This window comes from Pseudomonas sp. LB3P14, assembly GCF_054898045.1.
Genome location: NZ_CM142714.1, coordinates 731,402 through 749,939, shown reverse-complemented (window position 1 = coordinate 749,939; position 18,538 = coordinate 731,402). Strand labels below are relative to the sequence as shown.

Here is an 18,538-nt window from a genome sequence, read left to right as displayed (position 1 = left end):
GTCGCGTTGAAAATCAAGGGCGGCAAGCCGCCCCCGGCTTATTGCTCGTCGACGACCTTGTTTCTGAGGATGCCCAGGCCCTCGATTTCCACTTCACAGACATCGCCGGCCTTCATGTACAACGGCGGCGTGCGTGCGTGACCGATACCCGCCGGAGTGCCCATCAACACCACATCACCGGCTTCCAGAGTCAGCGCTTCGCTGAGCAGTGCAATGACTTCGGCCACATCGAAGATCAGGTCGTCAGTGAATGCCTGTTGCATCACCACACCGTTGAGACGGGTTTCCAGGCGCAGACCGGAAGCACCCGGCGGGACTTCGTCCGGAGTCACCAACCAAGGGCCGAAGGCACCCGTGCCATCAAAGTTCTTGCCGATGGTCCACTGTGGGGTCTTAAGCTGGTAATCGCGTACGGAAACATCGTTGAAAATCGAGTAGCCCGCGACGTGCTCAAGGGCTTTCTCACGGGAAATATGCCGTCCACCTTTGCCGACCACGAACACCAACTCACCTTCAAAATCAAACTTGTCGGATACCTTGGGACACACAACTGGCTGCCCGTGTCCAACCAGGCTCGAGTTGAAACGGCCGAACAACGTTGGGTACTCGGGAATAGGAAAACCACCCTCCTTGGCGTGGCCGGCATAGTTCAGGCCCAGGCAGATAATTTTCGGTGCCTTTACCAGCGGCGGCAGGACCTTGACTGATTCCAGATCTATAAGCTTGCCGCGAAGCAGCTGCCGGGCACCCTCATTCAGGGCATCGCCACCTGTAGCAATCAATTGGTCCAGATCGCCAGGCCAGGCCGGATCGTTATCCAGCAAGCCCATCAATTTACCTTGTGGGTTGGTTACTGCCAACCCTTTGCGGCCATCGGCCTCGAAAGCAAGAAATCGCATAGTCGCCCCAACTCACTGTTGTTATGTGACGTCGATCTTTCCGCTTAACAATATATTTGTCAAATAAAAATGTATTTTTAATTTAAAAAAAGACGACGAGTTGATGGCAGATCACTGATGCCAAAAGCGTCCCGCAACAGTTGAACAAATTAACCTATTATTGATCAATTAGTACAGAGCCGATTTCGAGATAAGGAAAGGTCTGCCAATGTGCGGGCAGCAGAACACACCCCGGGGTTATAGCCCCTGGGATGCGATTAGACGGGGATCAAACGTGTAGAATCAGTCGACTGCGGGGGCGGCAGCCTTGCGGCGTTTACGTACAGGCTCAACTTGACTCAAGGGGGGATTTTTCTCCATGGCATCGAGCAGGATCTGGCTGGTCGCCTGCAAGTGCGCCTTGATCAGCGAAACAGCAAGGTCTGCATTGCGTGCGATCGCCGCTTCCATCATCGCTTTGTGTTCCTTGTCAGTGTTGCGCTTGACCTTGGACAACGGCAACGAGAGCAAACGATAACGCTCCGATTGGGCGAACAGCATGCTACGAACCCGCAACAACCACGGGTTGTCGCAAGCCGCAACAAGGAGTTCATGATAATTACGGTGCGCAACGGAGAAATTCTCACTGAGTCGTTGCGGGTCGGCCGGTTCACGCTCAGGCGTGTGCGAGACCTGATGATAAGCCGCTACCAGCGCCGACTCCCAGCCAACATCGCCTAGCTCGATGGAGCGACGCAGGCACATCGACTCGATCTCGCTGCGCAGCTCGGTCAAGTGCTTGAGATCGTCGGCAGAAATCGGCGCGACACTGAAGCCACGCTGCGGTTCGACCACCACGAAGCCTTCAGAGCTAAGCCGCGACAAGGATTCGCGCACCGCACCCTGGCTGCTGCCCAGACGCTCGCAGAGCTCGTTGATCTTCAGGCGCGCGCCCGGTTGCAAACGGCAGGTGAGTAAATCCGAGCGCAGCCTCTCGTACACCTCCTGGGTCATGCTCTGCTGTTCACGCGCCATACCGACTCCCGGAAAATACATTGCCCACTTCGACTAAATATATACTATTTTTAATATAAGATATTTTTATCGAGCTATCACGTAACAAGCACTCAGCGCCCCACCGGGTGCCGACCACGAAATAACAATCAAGGGCAAAGATAATCGCATAAAAAATCTATTTCCCATAACGGGCAAGACAGCGCTGGTCAAGGACGGCTGCGATGGGCTTGAGTTGAGGAGCGCACTGCTTTGCCCGATATCGCGGGCAGCGTGATCTAGCCGACGTCGCGGGCTGGCGCGTATGTGAGGGGACGGTGATAGCGATGGATGGAGGGATCAGCAGGACGTTTCAAGCAATTGCGCAGCTGTTGCCAGTTGGCGACAGCTGCGTAGAAGTCAGGTGCACAGAGAAGCTGATCGCTCAACGCTGCTGGTTATTGATCGCGCGGTCGGAGCTGTCCCACATGCGTGGCAACTCGATGTCGGTAATCTGAACCAGTTGCTTGAGCAGCATTTTCAGCGCCACGGCATCCCAGTCGCCGAAGCGGGTGAGAATCTCTGACTCGATAGCCTTGAGCCCGGCGATGATCTGCACAGCGATCTCGCGGCCCTTGCTCGTCAGGAACAGCCCCTGAGCGTCAATGCGCAGCAGCTCGCGCGTCTGCAACCCTTCGATCACTTGCTCGGTAATGTGATGTCCGGTCAAGCAGAACATCTCCTCGATTTCCTCACGGCCGCGACCGTCACGACCGATGAGGCTTACCAAGACGAAAAACTCTGCATCTGTCAGGTTATGGCGCAAGTGTTCCTGCCGTGAGCGGGCGTAAATCTGGTAATGCGCACGTGGCAGAAGAAAGCCCAGGAAGTCGTCGCCGACTTCGATGCCCTGGCCATAGCTGGATGTCGGCATCTGCCCGAATTTGCGCGCCGCTACCGCATAACCACCGGCGTGAAAAACCAGTGGCGGCACTTCGTTACGATCGAAATCCAGTACCTCACCGACAAAGATGATGTGGTCCCCGCCCTCGTACTGGAACAACGTCTTACACTGCAACCGCGAGGTGCAACCAGAGAGCAAAGGGACGTCGCCAATCCCACGCTCCACCTCAACGCCGGCGAATTTATCTTCGCTGCTCTTGGCGAACCGGTCCGATAGGGGTTGCTGGTCGACCGCCAGAATATGCACGGCCCAGTGGTCGGCTGCCGTGAACGTCTCCAGGTTACGCGAGGTCTTGGCCAGGCTCCAGAGCACCATGGGCGGATCCAGCGATACCGAGTTGAAGCTATTGGCAGTGAGCCCCACCGGCGTACCGTCGTCGGTACTGGTGGTGATGATGGTCACGCCGGTGGTGAAGGTACCCAGCGTCTTGCGAAACTCTTTAGGGTCGAAGCGGGATTCTTGCATACATCCTCCGGTGAACAATTCTGCCGCCCAATGACGGCGTTGCAATGCCTTCAGCTCAAAAGCTCCGGGCGGTCTCGAAACAGCTCCAGCGCTTGCGGGTTTGCCAGCGCCTCGACGTTTTTCACGGGCAGACCGTGCACAACATTGCGCACCGCCAGCTCGACAATTTTGCCGCTCTTCGTGCGGGGGATATCTGCCACCTGTAGCACCTTGGCCGGTACATGTCGGGGGGTGGTGTTGTCACGCACGGTCTGACGAATGCTCTGCACCAGAGCCTCGTCCAACACGCGACCGTCCTGCAGGCGGACAAACAACACCACGCGCACATCGCTCGGTGCCTCAGGTGGCCATGCCTGACCAATGACAATCGACTCCAGCACTTCGGGGAGTTTCTCCACCTGACGGTAGATCTCCGCCGTGCCGATACGCACCCCGCCGGGGTTGAGCGTGGCATCGGAACGGCCATGGACCACCCAACCGCCGTGCTCGGTGATTTCACAAAAGTCGCCATGACACCAGACGCCAGGAAAGCGCTCGAAATAGGCGGCGCGGTATTTGCTGCCATCGGGGTCGTTCCAGAAGCCTACCGGCATGCAGGGAAAGGTTCGGGTACAGACCAGTTCGCCCTTCTGACCGACTACCGCCTGGCCCTGCTCGTCCCAGACCTCGACGGCCATGCCCAGGCCTGCGGCCTGGATCTCGCCACTCCACACTGGCAAATCGGGCGCACCACCGACAAAGGCGCTGACGATATCGGTACCACCCGAGATCGATGACAACTGCACATCAGCCTTGATCGACGAATAGACGTAGGCAAAACCTTCCGACGACAACGGACTCCCGGTCGACAGCACCACGCGCAATGGCGACAGGTCGTAGCGCTGCACTGGACGCAGGTCGGTCTTGGCCAGCGCGTCGATGTATTTGGCCGAAGTGCCGAAATGGCTGATGCGTTCGGCTTCAGCGAACTCCCAGAGAATGCGCCCGTCACTGGCGAAGGGGCTGCCGTCATACAACATCAGCGTCGCATCGGACGCGAGCGCACTGACCAGGCAATTCCACATGGTCCAGCCACAGGTCGTAAAGTAGAACAAGCGGTTACCGGCAGCGATGTCCCACTGCAGGTAGTGCTCCTTGAGGTGCTGCAACAAGGTTCCGCCGGCACCGTGCACGATGCACTTGGGTACGCCGGTGGTTCCGGACGAATACAGAATGTACAGCGGGTGATCGAACGGTAACTGGCTGTACAGGGGAGTATTGGCCGTCGCGTAGTCCGCCAGGAATTCATCGAAGCGCCTGGCTCCAGGAAGGCCGCTGGCCGCCACATCGAACTGCGCATCAAGGTAAGGCACCAGCAAGGTCAGCTCGACGCTCGGCAAGCCGGCGATGATTTCATGCAGCTTGCGGACACAATCGTTCGCCTTGCCGTTGTACCAATAGCCGTCACAGGTCAACAGCACCCGTGGCTGGCATTGGCCAAAACGGTCGAGTACGCCTTGTGGACCGAAGTCCGGCGAGGCCGAAGTAAAGATCGCGCCAAGGCTGGACGCAGCCAGCATGGCAATCAGGGTTTCCGGTACGTTGGGCAGATAGGCCGCGATCCGGTCGCCCGGCGCTATACCTAACTCGCGCAAGCCCGCCGCCAGCTGCGCCACGGCCTGGCGCAGCTCGGCGCGGCTCATCCTGCGCTTGACCTTGTCCTCCCCCCAAAACACCAAGGCATCGGCGTTGCTGCTGTCGCGTAGCAGGTTCTCGGCAAAGTTCAGACGGGCATCGGGGAACCACTGGGCGCCGGGCATTTTCTCGCCATCGTGCAACACCCGCCCGCCACGCTCACCGCGTACGCCACAAAAATCCCAAAGCGTGCTCCAGAAGGCCTCCGGCTGGTCCACTGACCAGCGCTGCAAGTCATGAAAGTCGCCCTCTTGCGGGGCCCCTGCCATAGCAGCGGCGGCGCGAAACTGTGCCAGGCGGGTCGTTGCCACGCGCTCTGCAGAAGGCACCCATAGGGGGGTGCCGGATGACTGGCTACTGGCCTCTCGCATCACTCTACTCCGTCAAATCCATGGAAAGACATGACAGCAGCTTGGCGCCCCGAGATGGCAGCGGCACCTATCGGAAAAGATAGTCAGGAGGGCACGATATTTTATTTGACGACTGTCAAGTTAAGGCATAGGTTTTCGTGAAAATAACAACAACGCTCTCAAGGCAGGGACCCTCCATGACCACCGCACACCCTGATCCAGGCTGGCCTGATAGAACCGTGACCGATAATTGGTGGGCCCTGGCCCGCAGCGAAGATGTCAGTAACAAAAAGCCATTGGCTGTCCATTGTGGGCGGCATGAAATCGTTCTGTTTCGCGACGCCGACAATCAAGTGCGTGCCCTCGAAGACCGCTGCCCACACCGGCGCGCACCGCTGTCGCTAGGGCGAATTCGCCCCGAAGGCTGGCTGCAATGTGGTTATCACGGCTGGACCTTCGACGGCGAGAGCGGCCAATGTCGGGAAATTCCCAACCTGAGTGCCGGCGAGCGCGTGCCGCCCAAGCATAAAGTCGAGGCGTATCCCGTCTGCGAGCGCGAAGGTCTGGTCTACGTCTGGATCGGTGCCGCCCTGCCGGACACCGCACCCGCGCCCCTGCCCTATGCATCCGTCAAGGGCGAGTCAAGCGCAAGCCTGACCGTGAGCCTGAGCCATGAGCAGTACATCGCAGCACTGCTCGATGGCCCGCAAGCACTGCTGAAGATGCCCGGCATGCGCATCACCGATCACCTCTTGGGCGACCCGAAATGGCGCGACGGCTTTTGGGTCAGCGAGCGAGGCATGATGTGGGTCGGCCCGGCGTTGCCGGATCGTTTCGTACGCGACTATCCACTGATCCTGCGCATCAGCGTGGCAACGCAAACAGGATTGGCCATCGTCGAAGCCTGCAGCGCTGATGAACAGGTGCTGGCATCGGCCGTCATCAGCAGCGCTCCGGGTGCACGCGGCACCACAGCCGTGAGCTGGCGCAGTCGACGTCACTCCGGTGGTAGCTGGCGCACGAGCCTGGCGCGGTTGCTTGGCAAGGCACCGGTTCAACCGCTTGAACACCTCGACGGCGCGGCGCTGGCCAAGTTGCTGGTGGGCCCGTCACGGGTTCTGCAGGCAGCTCCGCTGATTTTCAGCACAGCCCAGCAGCACGCGGTTTGACCTCTGATACAGACATGGTCGAGGAGGCCATCCCCATGAATGCAGTTCTTGAAGACAACGGCAATGCCAGCAGCGACAGCAAGATCCTCTTGCGTGACTGGGTGCCCGGTGAATATGTGCTGCGCGACGCCTGGTTTCCGGTCGCCTTGAGCCGCCACGTCACCGACAAACCGATCCGCCGCCATATCCACTCGTTGCCCTATTATCTATGGCGCAATCGCGGGCGGCTGGAAGTGCTGGAGTTTCATCCGCGCGATTTCTCGCACCTGTCCAGTTTTGCCGGCGAGTTCACGGCTGGCACCGGCCGCTTCCCGGCGCTGGAGCGTTACGGCTACGTCTGGGCCTGGTACGGCAACCCGGCCAATGCCAATGAAGCCCTGGTACCGAACGTACCCTTCCTGCCACGCGAAGGCGGCCTGCCCGGCTGGTTCAGCGGCACGGTGCGCTTCGACTGTTGTTCGGACCTGTCCCTTGAGAACCTGATCGACCTGACCCATGCAGACTTCCTTCACGGCAACGTGGTCGGCAACGAGGTATCGGAAAGCGATGAGGTCACCGTGGAATCCACCTCGGAAACCGTGACGATGATCCGCACCGTCCGCAACAAGACAGCCGCACCGATCATGCGCCTGTTCGGCGGAATCCGCGAAAAGGTCCAGGATGTGCGCGCGGTGATCCACGTGCATTTGCGCAGCCGCGTCGCCCTGGCCTACGGCCGCTATCGCCCCGGTTTCGATATCCCGCTGTTCCACCCTTGTGTGCCGGTCGCACGCAATCGATGCCGGTTGGACTTCAGCTTCAACCTGGTCGAAGCGCCGTGGGTTTTCCGCCAGATCATGCCGCAGTCGTCCTACCTCATATCCCTGCAGGACAACCTGATGACCCGGCCGCAGAACCCGCGCTATGCCGAACCGACCGAGCGCCGCGACCTGCACTCGCGCTTCGACAGCCCGGGAATGCGTTATCGCTTCTTGATGCAACAACTGGCCAGGCGTCAGGCACAAGGCGATTTCAGCTACCTGCCCGATGGCGACCCCAGCCGCGACGTCAGCGAACTATTGGGCATGCGCTGATTAAACCTCGCTCCCCGACGCCAGCGCCGGGGCTACCCCAAAATACGAGATAGCCATAATGCCGATCATCACCTACATCGAACATAACGGCACCGCACATGAAGTCAATGTCGCCAACGGCGACAGCCTGATGCAAGGTGCCGTCAACAACGCCATTCCGGGCATCGATGCCGATTGCGGTGGAGCATGCGCCTGCGCCACCTGCCACATCTACATCGAGGAACCCTGGACGGGCCAACTCAATAGTGCCGATGCCATGGAGCAGGCCATGCTCGAATGCGTGCAGGAACTTCGTCCCGGCTCCCGACTGGCGTGCCAGGTTTGCGTCAATGATGCCCACGACGGCATGCACGTTGCGATGCCACAACATCAGGGTATGTAATCAGCTGCGCCCCTGAGTCACCGCCGTCAGCATCACATCCGCAAACACCTCAGCCTGACGGCGGATTTCCTCGCCATTCAACTGTTCTGGAAAACCCAGTTTGCGAATCAATGGATAAAGCGCGAAGTAGCTGCCGATGCCATGGACCATCAACACCATGAACGTCGCCGAAGACATCGGCATGCGTCCATGGCTTTGCGCCAATCGAGCGAGCAGCAGTTCCACCTGCTGACTGAAGGGCGCGACAAACGCCTGGAACAGATGGTCCAGACGCCAGGAATCGCGGCGACCTTCACTGCTGATCAAGCCGATCACCGCGGGGTTGGCCGCAGCGGCCTCGGTGAACCCCATTACCAACGCGCGCAGGCGCTCTTCGTCACTGGCAAAACACTCCGTGAAGACATGCATGCTGCGTTCACTGTGCTGTGACAGACAGTGATCGACCGCTCGTAGCCAGAGGTTTTCCTTGGAACCGAAACGCGAGTGGATGAGGTTGTGACTGACGCCCAGCCGGCGGCACAGGTCGCGCAAGGCGGTGCCTTCATAACCCAGTTCGGCAAAAGTTTCGAAAGCCATCCGCAGAAGCGCGTCGTCAGGGGCTGCGGGTGCCGCATCGCGTGCGGGGCGACCCGCCTTGCGCGGCTGGCGCTTGAGAGTCGAATCGACGGCTTCGCCAAGAGTGCGAGTCATGCTGGGTTCCATTCGCCATAGACCTGCCATTTTAGAGGCGAATGGAGGGTTTCGTCGCGCCTCAATTCAAGACGCGCAATGATCCGCTCAAACCAGGTCCTGCAGGTCGTCCAGTTGCGCCAGCGCTGCCTGTTCTGCCTGCTCGGCATCGAAAGCCACGCCTTCAATATTCACTGTGGCGGTAACGGCCAGTCCCATGTAGCCGAGTAACACCTTGATCAGCGGCTGCTGGAAGTCATTGGCGCAATAGGGCTCCACGGAATAATCCGCACCGCGCGCCTCGACCAGAAAAACCCGCTTGCCAGGTAGAAGCCCAACCGGGCGACCGTCCTCGTAGCGGAACGTCACCCCCGACCGGAGTACATGATCGAACCAGGCCTTCAGCGTGCTGGACATGCTGAAGTTGATCATGGAAGAGGCAACCACCAACACCGAATGGCTGCGCAGTTCTTCAATCAGTCGATCAGAGACGGCCACCGCCGCATGCTGCCGCGCAGACCGCTCGGCCGCCGGTAGTATGCGGCCGCTGACGTAAGCTTCGTTGATATGCGGCAACGCTGCCTGTGCAAGGTCATGCACCGTCAGGCGGCTGCCGGGATGACGTGCAAGCCAGCGCCGGGCCAACTCGCGGGCCACTCTGGATGAGTGCGAAACCGCGCCGCGAGGGCTGGACAGTAGCAGTAATACGTCGGTCAAGGCGGTACTCCCGGCAAAGCCGTGGCTGTTATCAGTTGAGGTTCGAAAGCGGCGAAATTCCCCAGCGCGCACGAGAGAAACTTTGTGCCGGTTCATCCCAGGTCAGGTTGGCTTGCAAGCCCGCCATAGTGATATCGCGCCCCAGACGCCCCAGCTGCTGCGTATCGAACATTGCACTGGCATCACCCGAGGTAATCAGACGATTGCTGGCCTGCAGACTCATACGCGTGGCATAGGCCACGTCACGGCGCATGCGCGCACGCTCGGCATCACTCGGCACGTGGCCTTTCTGGCCCCATTCGGCAAGGGTGCGGCAGTTGTTACGGATGAACATCATCGCGGCATCGATCTCGGCCGACGATTCAGCAAAACGCAATTGCGTACCGGCGCCCTCGGAAGCGGGCTTGAAGGTATGCAGATCGAAGCGCTTGGTCACGCGCTCCTCAAACAGATCCAGCACACCGCGACCCATGCCGATGGTCGCGGCGAGCAGCAGCTGGTTCACCACTAAGTTGAACGGCACCTGGTAGTAAGGATTATCCGCGTAAATCTTCGAACCCGGCGTAGTACCAGCGCGCAAGTCAGCCAGGGTGACGCAACGATGTGGCGGGATCCAGGCATCCTTGACCACCACTGATTTGCTGCCGGTTCCGCGCAATCCCGAAACGTGCCAGTCATCCAGCACCTCGAAATCCGACTTGGGAATCAGGCCCATGCCATGTTGAGTGGTGAAGAAAATCCACTGAGCGTAATCGCAGCCGCTGGAAAAACGCATCTGGCTGTCGCGTACGCGAAAACCACCACGCTCGGGTTCAATGTTGACCCGGGCTTGGGCCGATGCGGTGGAGGACATGGTGTCCGGGTCCTGTGCCCAGTATTCCTGCTGCGCTTCCAGCGAAAAGTAACCGACCATGAACTGGTGACCCGGCCATTGCCCGGCCATCCAGGCAGACGAACCGCAACCACGACCGACTTCCATGCCCACTTCAGCGATGGTATCGATGCCATGCCCCCAGCCGCCGAACTCTCGTGGTTGGGCAATACGCAACAGGCCAGCGTCACGAAAGTTCTCGAAGGTTTCTCGGGGAATATGGCGTAGCTGCTCGCAGTGCGCACTGCGCTCACGCAGGGTCGGGACCATCGCGCGGGCGCGGGCCACCAGTTCTGCAGGCTCTAGAATTGTGTCCAGCGTCGGAGTAGGCGCGTTGGCATTCATGCTTGATGGCTCCACTTGATCAGTTTTTGTAATGGAAGTTGCAGCCCGATTTTGATTTGAAGCTTATGAGCCTCGGGCAAGACGGGCACCTGTCGAAAAAGATAGGCCTCAGTCGTTGCCGAACAGCACCTGCAGCGGCTTGAACGAACGGGTAAACAAGCCGCAGAAGCGTGGCGGCGGTGCAGCCGGATCCAACCGCAGTTCAGGCAGTCGATCGAGCACCTGATTCAGCGCCACGCGTATTTCGGCCCGCGCCAGCGACAAACCTGCACAGGTTCGTGGCCCGGCATTGAAGGCCAGATGGTCGCGGGGCTTGTCCCGATGCAAATCGATCTGCGCCGGGCAAGCGTAGTGTTCAGGGTCACGGTTGGCCGCGGCATTGAGGGTAAACACCACCTGATCCTTGCGAATCTGCACGCCGCCCAGTTCGATGTCCTGGTTAGCGACCCGGTAGCGGTATTGCACCGAACCCCAGACCCGCAGCACCTCCTCGATAAACACTGGCAAAGCCCGTTCGCGATCGGCGCGAACCGCCGCTGCCACATCTGGATTGGTCAATAGCACATGCAAGGCGTTGGAAAGCGCGTGCACCGTGGTATCGCTGCCACCCAGATACAACTCTCGACAGGTGGCGAGCATGTCTTCTTCGCTGACGTCATCGAGAATACCCGGGGCCTCGGCCCACAAACGGGTCATCAGGTCATCGGCCGGTTGCTCGCGGCGCTGACGGATAAAGGGCAGGAGGATCTCGTTCAGTGCATGGGAGGCTGCGAGCGCCTTGCGCGTGGCATCCTCGCCGAGAAAGTGACGACCACCGGCCCAGACCATAATGTCGTCGTGCAAGGCCAGCACTCGGGCCAGGAATTCGTCGTCACGCGCATCCATGCCGAATAGCGACATAAACACCCGACACGGCAGTTGGTCGGCAAATTCGGCCACCAGATCGGCATGGTGGTGTTGCACAAAACGGTCGATCAGAAATTCGGTGATCGGCTGAACATGGTGCTCAACATACATCTCGATGTTTTTCGGGGTGAACAGCTGGATCACATAGCGGCGCATACGCTCATGTTCGGCGCCCTGCAATACCACGATATTGCGCCGCCCCCCCTTGACCTCTACCATGGTCGCGTCAGCATCGGCGTAGGGGTGGCGAAACAGCTGCTCGTTGACCAGCACGAACTTGCAGGTTTCGTGGCTCAAGGCGACCCAGCCTTTCATGCCGTCGTCCCAGACTACCGGCCCTTCTGCTCGCAAGGCGTCGAAGTACGGATGCGGGTCACTGTCCTGGGTGGACAGGATGGATTGATGCGGACATCCACTGTTCATCGCTAGCGCCTCTTCGGATTAAACCAGTGCACCGGCCGCCAGGGCACGGGCAACCAGTTGCGGGTCAATGTTCCAGTCGACGACCACCTGCTTGCGGCTGGCCCCCACCGCCACCGGTGCACGCGGCGTGGCCGCCGTGGTACGGCTGAAGCGCGGCGCCGGGGCGTTCTGCAAAATCCCGCCGACCTCGACAAAGGTCTTGCGCGCGATGTTGTGCGGGTGTGAGGGCGCATCGGCCAGACTCAACACCGGCGTGACGCAAGCATCGAGCCCCTCGAACAAGGCGCACCAGTGTGCCTGGCTCTGCGTCTTGAACAGTGCTTCGAGCTCCAGCTTCAGGCTTGGCCACAGCTGCTCGATATGCGTCTGGGTATAGGCTGGATAACCCGCCGGCAGGAAGCGCTCGGCGTCAAGTTCCAGGCGCTCGACAAAGGTGCGGTAGAACGCGGGCTCAATCGGGGCCACCGAGAGAAACTTGCCATCGGCGCAGGCATAGACGTCGTAATAATGCGCGCCGCCGCCAAGGAAGTTGGCGCCTGGCCCATCGATGAACTGCCCTTGTTCGCGGTAGCCGAAAAACATCGCCATGAACGAGATCGCCCCGTCCATCATCGCCGCGTCGACGACCTGACCCTGCCCCGAACGGCCGCTTTCAAGCAGCGCGCAAACCAATCCGTAGGCCATCAGCAATCCACCGCCACCGAAATCGCCGATGACATTGAGTGGCACCACCGGTTTGCCCCCGGTTGGGCCAATCTGGTTGAGCAAGCCGGTCAGGCCGATATAGTTCAGGTCATGCCCGGCGTGCTGGGACAATGGCCCTTCCTGGCCCCAGCCAGTCATACGCCCGTACACCAGGCGCGGGTTACGCGCCAAACACGCCTCGGGGCCGATACCCAGGCGCTCGGCAACCCCGGGGCGAAAGGCCTCGATAATTGCATCGGCCTTTTCACAAAGGGCCAGCACGGTTTCCACGCCTTCGGGCTTTTTCAGGTCGACCACGATCGAACTGCGGTTGCGCAACAGAGGTGAGTTGTCCGGGGTGTCGGCATTACCACCGGCGCGGTCTACCCTGATCACCTCGGCCCCCAGGTCGGCGAGCATCATCGCGGCATAGGGTGCAGCCCCCAGGCCGGCGATTTCAATGATACGAATACCTTTCAACGGACCCATTGTTCACTTTCCTCACGGCTGGCTAATGTTTCGATATGCGGTGCTCGGGCCATCAGCAGGGCCGCGGCGGACAACATTGTGTAAATGCAAATAGCAATAAAGGCTGGGGCGTAACTGCCCTGACGGTCGTAAACCAGACCCACCAAGTAAGGCGCCAGGGCTGCCAACGGGGTCAGTAACGCCATTTGCAGCCCCATGACCGAAGCAAAACTGCCAGCTCCGAAATAATTGGCGACGAGTGTCGCCCAACAGACAAAGGATGCCGCCGCACCGCCACCAACCAGCACCGCGGCCAGGTAAACCATCCAGGCGTTGCGTGCATCCATCATCAGCAGCAGACCCGGAACACACAAAAGCAGCGCAGCCACCCAGACCCGGCGTGGCTCGTAGCGGTCACATAACAGCCCGCCCAACAATTTGCCCAACACGCCGACCAGTGACAGACAACCCAACGCCAGCGCCGCCACCTGCGGGCTGTGCCCAAGGCCACGCAGGTGTGGCACCAGGTGCGCCAGCAACGTGAAGGCGACGATGTTGAAGGCGAGTGCGGCATTGATGCTCAACCACAGGGCCGGCTGCTTGAGGGTGGCGCGCCAGGGCATGTCGGCAGCGACAGGCTCGGTCCGCGCCAAGGTGTCGATACTCGATTGTTCGCCATCGGCGACTTGGCCGTATTTGGCGGGCGAGTCCCCCACGCCGATCAGTGCCGCGATACCCGCGAGCAAGGTCAGCCCGGCCACACAGAACCAGCCGGCCCGCCATCCGTCATGGGCTGAACTCACCATTTCCCCGAGCAGGGGCGCTGCAACGAAGCCACCAAGAGAGCTTGCTGTCATCACGATCGACATTGCCAATCCACGCCTGCGCACGAACCATAATGACGTACAGGTTTGCAGCGGAATGCCGCCGGCCACCGCACTTCCTGTGCCCATCAGCAGTCCGAATAACAGCAGGTAATGCCAGGCCTCGGTCGCCAGCAATGCCAGTGCCAGCGTGGCAATGCTAATGACCAGCGAACCGCAGGCAATCACCAGGCGTGCCCCCAGTTTATTGACCAGCCAGGCAACCAGAGGCGCGGTACCGCCCTGAGTCAGTACGAACAGGCCGAAACCCATGCCCAGCGTACTGCGCTCCAGGCCCAGATCCGTCGCCATGGCGGCATTGATTACCCCGGCCCCGTAATTGGGAAAGGCCTGGGTGACCAGCGCCACACCCCAGAGGGCCGCCAATACGCGCCAGCCGGAAAACTTCATGAGATGAAGCTCAAGTAGTCCTGCGCCAATCGCTTCGGTGCTTCCATCAACGGTATATGGCCTACGCCCGGCAAGCGTTTCAGGCTGGCCGAAGGCATTGCGTTCAACAGCACCTGAGCCCCCGCAACAGGCAGCAGTTGATCCAACTCCCCCCAACACAGGCGCAATGGCACGCGGCAACCGCGCAACATGTGCTCCAAAGGGGCCGAGAACCAGAAACCGGTCTGCACCTGACGCAATGCTTCGTACGGTGCTTCACGGGCAACGATGACTTTCACCCATTGCTGCGGCACACGCGGCGGCTTGACCATGGCCAGCGACATGGTCCGATGGAAACACTGGACGCTGTCGACAAACAGCAGGTTGCGACTTTCGACTTGAGCCTTCTGCTGCAACAACGGTGGCAACCCACCGTTGACTCCGGCAGGTGCGACCAGATAAGTGCTCAACAAGTCTTCAGGGTAAAGGGCCACATAGGCTCCAGCCACATATCCCCCCATCGAATGCCCGATCAGATGAACGCGTCCAAGCTGCAACGCCTGGATGAACCCACGCAGGCGCTCGGCCTGACTCGCCACATCATATTCGCCATCCGCCGCCGCAGGGCTCTGGCCAAACCCTGGCAAATCGGGGATCAGCAAGCGAAAACCGCGGCCCTTGAAAAAACCGGCCACCGCCAGCCAACTCTCCTTGTTAGACGCATAGCCGTGTACCAGCACGATCGGAACATCATCGCCGCCGCTGTCCAGGTATGCCCACGAATCAGCACCAACATCTACGCGCAATGGTCGTAGACCCACCTTCCAGCGCGCCACAGCCATAGCACCATCGAGCAGCCATGCCGGTGCCCAGCAGTAGATGCCGAGCACAAGCAACAGAGGCAGTACCAGCACACTCGCCCATGGCATTAGGTTCAATTGAGCTTGCGCTCATCGAGCCCAAGGCTGCGGCCAATGATTTCTTTCATGATCTCACTGGCACCGGCGAAGATCCGGGTAATCCGCGCGTCGGTGTACATCCGCGAAATGCGATACTCCTCCATGTAGCCGGCACCGCCATGCAGTTGCACGCACTGATCGAGCACCCTGCCCTCCAGTTCACTGGACAGCAGTTTTGCCTCAGCGGCGAGTTCGGCATCCAGGCGACCGCCGTTGTACTCCAGCACGCACTGGTCGACGAAGGTCTGGGTCGCGTCCAGTTGTGCACGCATTTCCGCCATGACGAAACGGCTGTTCTGGAAAGCCCCGATCGGCCGGCCGAAGGCCTTGCGTTGCAGCACATACTCCAGGGTCAAATCGAACGCTGTCTGCGCCGATGCCATTGAGCCGATGGCCGCGATCAGCCGCTCACCTCCAAGAAACTTGCCCAGATAAGCAAACCCCTTGGCCGGATCTCCCAGCACGTTGGCCTTGGGCACCTTGACGTTGTCGAAGAACAGCTCGGAGGTGTCCTGCGCCTTTAAGCCCATCTTGTGCAGTGGCTTGCCGCGGGAGAAGCCTTCCATGCCCCGCTCCACCAGAAACAGGCCGATGCCATGGCGCTGTTCCGGCACACTGCGTGCCGCGACCACAAACACGTCGCCGATCTGCCCATTAGAGATATAGGTCTTGGCACCGTTGAGCAGCCAATGGTCGCCCTTATCCTCGGCACGGGTGCGCATACCCGCCAGATCGCTACCAGCATTCGGCTCGGTCATCGCCACGCCGAGAATGGTTTCGCCGCGGACGCATCCGGGCAGAAAGCGCGCTTTCTGCTCGTCATTGCCCAGCTCGCCGATGTAGGGGGCGACCAACCCGGAATGCAGATTGATATAGAAGCCTATTTCACCGTGGCGGATGTTTTCTTCGTAAACGATCTGCTCATAGCGAAAGTCCCGTACCCCGGCGCCACCGTATTGCTCGTCGGCCCACATCAGCAGGTAACCGAGTTCACCGGCCTTGCTGTAGGCCGAACGGTCGACATAACCCTGCTCGCGCCACTTGGCTGCATGCGGGGCGATTTCATTCTGGAAGAATCGCCGCACGCTGTCGCGAAACTGCTCGTGTTCGGCCTCGAAAATCAGTCGACGCATCAGGCCACCTCTTCCTTGGCGTAGAAGGGTTCGCCACGCAGAGCGCGCTCACGCAACCAGATCGAAGGCTTGAAGCGCGGGCCGTACAACTTGGCCATGCGCTCGCAGTCGGCGACAAACGCCTGCACACCGACGGTGTCGATCAACGACAGGGTACCGCCAGTCCAGCTCGGGAAGCCCCAGGCCAGCAGCGAACCGACGTCACCATCGGCCGGATGGGTGAGCACACCCTCTTCCAGGCAGCGTGCCGTTTCCAGGGCCTGGATGTAGAGGATGCGTTTGCGTAGCTCAGCGACATCCGGTTGTTCCGCCAGGCGCGGGAACGCTTGCTCAAGCCCGGACCATAGTCGCTTGCCACCTTCGGCCGGGTAGTCATAGAAGCCACCAGTGCCACGTCGACCAATGCGTTTGAACTCTTCGACCATGCGTTGCATGACGGTATAGGCGCAGGGTTTGACGTAGCCATCACCTAGCGCGGCTATCGATTGCTGCACGATTTTCCACGGCAACTCGATAGTGACCTCGTCCAGCAGCGCCAGCGGGCCAATCGGCATGCCGGCGAGTTTGGCTGCGTTTTCGATCAAAGCCGGCTCGACGCCGTCTTCAAGCATGCGCATGCCTTCGTGGATAAAGGTCTGGAACACCCTGCTGGTATAGAAGCCGCGACTGTCATTGACCACGATGGGGGTCATGCGCAATTGCGCGACGAGGTCCAGAGAACGCGCCAGGGTTTCGTCGCTGGTCTGCTTGCCAACGATGACTTCCACCAATGGCATTTTGTCGACCGGCGAGAAGAAATGCAGGCCGATGAAATTGGCCGGACGCTGAGAAGCCTCGGCCAGTCCGGAAATCGGCAGGGTGGAGGTATTGCTGGCGAAGATCGCCTGCTCACTCAGCACCGCTTCGGCCTTCGCGGTTACCTGGGCCTTGACTTGCTGATCTTCAAACACCGCTTCAACTACCAGCTCGCTACTCGTCAGGTCAGCGTAATTGGATGTTGGCAGAATCCGTGCGAGCACAGCATCGGCTTGCTCACGGGTGCGGCTGCCGCGCTCGACCGCCTTGTCGAGAATCTTGCGTGAATAATCGCGGCCCTTCTGCGCTTGCTCGATGGTAGCGTCGAGCAAGACCACATCAATACCCGCCGCTGCGGCCACGTAAGCGATGCCCGCACCCATCATGCCTGCACCGAGCACGCCGAGCTTGCTGACTACACTCTTGGCCACATGTTTCGGACGGCGCACCAGGCGATCGGCCTGACCTTTGTTGACGAAGGTGGTACGGATCAGATTGCGCGCTACAGGGTCGGTCAGTAGCCGGGCGAAGTGCTTGGACTCAACGCTCAGCGCTTTGTCGAACGGCATCAACATGCCTTCGAATACTGAGTCGAGGATCGCAATCGGTGCCGGGTAGTTGTGCCAGGTCTTCGCGGCAATAGCGCCCACCTGCATGCTGTAGGCTGCGGCCTGGTTGGCATTGAGCAGCCCCAGACCCTCTGCTGGCCGATAGCCCTTCTGGTCCCAGCTGCGCTGGGCCTGGGGGTTGGCCAGCAACCAGTTACGGGCGGTTTGCAGCAGGTTTTCGGCGGGCACCACGGCATCGACCATGCCCAGCTTGACCGCTTCGACTGGCGTCAGGGTCTTGCCCTCGAGCAACAGCGGCAAGGCTTTCTGGATACCGATCATGCGTGGCAAGCGCTGTGTACCACCGGAACCGGCCAGCAAGCCCACGGTGACTTCCGGCAGGCCCACCACAGCTTTTGGATTATCGACAATCACTCGGTAATGGCAGGCCAACGCCAGCTCGAAACCACCACCCAGAGCCAGCCCGTTCAAGGCAACGGCGAATGGTTTGCCACAGGTTTCCATGCGCCGGTGCAGCTTGGAAGCGTATTGGCTGAAGGCATAGGCCTCCTGCAAGGTCATCTCGGCCTCGAAGCGGCCCATCAGGTATTTGAGGTCGGCACCGGCCATGAAGGCGGCCTTGGTCGAAGTGATCAATACACCCTTGACCGAGGGGTCGGTGGCGACCTGCTCGACAGTGGCGATCATTTCTTCGAGCCACAGCGGCGAAACCACGTTCATCGGCCGATCAGGATCGTTCAAGGCGATCACTGCGATACCGTCCGCTTGGATATCCAGACTCAGGGTTTTCATGCGCAG

16 protein-coding genes are annotated in these 18,538 nt (G+C 60.0%); 3 read left to right on the top strand and 13 right to left on the bottom strand.

Going from position 1 to position 18,538, the window contains the following annotated elements:
- Positions 1 to 38: 38 nt before the first annotated feature.
- The 4 genes from ACYZT5_RS03505 to ACYZT5_RS03490 all read right to left on the bottom strand — a co-directional run bounded on the left by ACYZT5_RS03505 (position 39) and on the right by ACYZT5_RS03490 (position 5,345).
- Positions 39 to 899 carry a fumarylacetoacetate hydrolase family protein gene (locus ACYZT5_RS03505; protein WP_462049802.1) on the bottom strand — a complete coding sequence of 287 codons (861 nt, stop codon included), beginning with the start codon at positions 897 to 899 and terminating at the stop codon, positions 39 to 41.
- Positions 900 to 1,181: 282 nt separating this feature from the next.
- Positions 1,182 to 1,913, bottom strand: a complete 732-nt coding sequence (locus tag ACYZT5_RS03500) for a GntR family transcriptional regulator (protein ID WP_462049801.1) — start codon at positions 1,911 to 1,913, stop codon at positions 1,182 to 1,184.
- Between the two features lie 403 nt (positions 1,914 to 2,316).
- A complete protein-coding gene (locus ACYZT5_RS03495) occupies positions 2,317 to 3,300 on the bottom strand; it encodes a flavin reductase (protein WP_462049800.1) in 984 nt (327 codons plus the stop codon).
- A 50-nt stretch (positions 3,301 to 3,350) separates the two neighbouring features.
- Positions 3,351 to 5,345, bottom strand: a complete 1,995-nt coding sequence (locus tag ACYZT5_RS03490; RefSeq protein WP_462049799.1) for an acetoacetate--CoA ligase — start codon at positions 5,343 to 5,345, stop codon at positions 3,351 to 3,353.
- Positions 5,346 to 5,521: 176 nt separating this feature from the next.
- On the opposite strand from ACYZT5_RS03490, the gene ACYZT5_RS03485 reads away from it, so the two are divergent.
- From ACYZT5_RS03485 to ACYZT5_RS03475, 3 genes are read left to right on the top strand one after another with little or no spacing between them, the layout of a single operon-like run.
- Positions 5,522 to 6,493: a Rieske 2Fe-2S domain-containing protein gene (locus ACYZT5_RS03485; RefSeq protein ID WP_462049798.1), complete on the top strand. Its 972-nt coding sequence runs from the start codon at positions 5,522 to 5,524 to the stop codon at positions 6,491 to 6,493.
- Positions 6,494 to 6,528: 35 nt separating this feature from the next.
- Positions 6,529 to 7,566, top strand: a complete 1,038-nt coding sequence (locus tag ACYZT5_RS03480; RefSeq protein ID WP_462049797.1) for an oxygenase — start codon at positions 6,529 to 6,531, stop codon at positions 7,564 to 7,566.
- Positions 7,567 to 7,624: 58 nt separating this feature from the next.
- Positions 7,625 to 7,948: a 2Fe-2S iron-sulfur cluster-binding protein gene (locus ACYZT5_RS03475; RefSeq protein ID WP_462049796.1), complete on the top strand. Its 324-nt coding sequence runs from the start codon at positions 7,625 to 7,627 to the stop codon at positions 7,946 to 7,948.
- Here ACYZT5_RS03475 and ACYZT5_RS03470 read toward each other — a convergent pair whose 3' ends face one another.
- From ACYZT5_RS03470 to ACYZT5_RS03430, 9 genes are all read right to left on the bottom strand, one after another.
- Positions 7,949 to 8,638, bottom strand: a complete 690-nt coding sequence (locus ACYZT5_RS03470) for a TetR/AcrR family transcriptional regulator (protein ID WP_462049795.1) — start codon at positions 8,636 to 8,638, stop codon at positions 7,949 to 7,951.
- An 87-nt stretch (positions 8,639 to 8,725) separates the two neighbouring features.
- Entirely contained in the window at positions 8,726 to 9,334 is a 609-nt protein-coding gene (locus ACYZT5_RS03465) for an FMN-dependent NADH-azoreductase (RefSeq protein ID WP_462049794.1), read from the bottom strand.
- A 31-nt stretch (positions 9,335 to 9,365) separates the two neighbouring features.
- Positions 9,366 to 10,550: an acyl-CoA dehydrogenase family protein gene (locus ACYZT5_RS03460; protein ID WP_462049793.1), complete on the bottom strand. Its 1,185-nt coding sequence runs from the start codon at positions 10,548 to 10,550 to the stop codon at positions 9,366 to 9,368.
- A 108-nt stretch (positions 10,551 to 10,658) separates the two neighbouring features.
- Positions 10,659 to 11,879 (bottom strand): cytochrome P450, encoded by a 1,221-nt coding sequence (locus tag ACYZT5_RS03455; RefSeq protein ID WP_462049791.1) that lies wholly within the window; start codon positions 11,877 to 11,879, stop codon positions 10,659 to 10,661.
- Between the two features lie 18 nt (positions 11,880 to 11,897).
- The gene (locus ACYZT5_RS03450; RefSeq protein ID WP_462049790.1) at positions 11,898 to 13,052 is read right to left on the bottom strand and encodes a CaiB/BaiF CoA transferase family protein; all 1,155 of its coding nucleotides are present in this window, start codon (positions 13,050 to 13,052) and stop codon (positions 11,898 to 11,900) included.
- Positions 13,040 to 14,305 (bottom strand): MFS transporter, encoded by a 1,266-nt coding sequence (locus ACYZT5_RS03445; RefSeq protein WP_462049789.1) that lies wholly within the window; start codon positions 14,303 to 14,305, stop codon positions 13,040 to 13,042. The genes ACYZT5_RS03450 and ACYZT5_RS03445 overlap by 13 nt, the downstream gene beginning before the upstream one ends.
- Positions 14,302 to 15,213: an alpha/beta fold hydrolase gene (locus ACYZT5_RS03440; RefSeq protein WP_462052182.1), complete on the bottom strand. Its 912-nt coding sequence runs from the start codon at positions 15,211 to 15,213 to the stop codon at positions 14,302 to 14,304. The genes ACYZT5_RS03445 and ACYZT5_RS03440 overlap by 4 nt, the downstream gene beginning before the upstream one ends.
- 5 nt (positions 15,214 to 15,218) lie before the next feature.
- The gene (locus ACYZT5_RS03435; protein WP_462049788.1) at positions 15,219 to 16,376 is read right to left on the bottom strand and encodes an acyl-CoA dehydrogenase family protein; all 1,158 of its coding nucleotides are present in this window, start codon (positions 16,374 to 16,376) and stop codon (positions 15,219 to 15,221) included.
- Positions 16,376 to 18,532: a 3-hydroxyacyl-CoA dehydrogenase NAD-binding domain-containing protein gene (locus ACYZT5_RS03430; protein WP_462049787.1), complete on the bottom strand. Its 2,157-nt coding sequence runs from the start codon at positions 18,530 to 18,532 to the stop codon at positions 16,376 to 16,378. The genes ACYZT5_RS03435 and ACYZT5_RS03430 overlap by 1 nt, the downstream gene beginning before the upstream one ends.
- Positions 18,533 to 18,538: the final 6 nt, after the last annotated feature.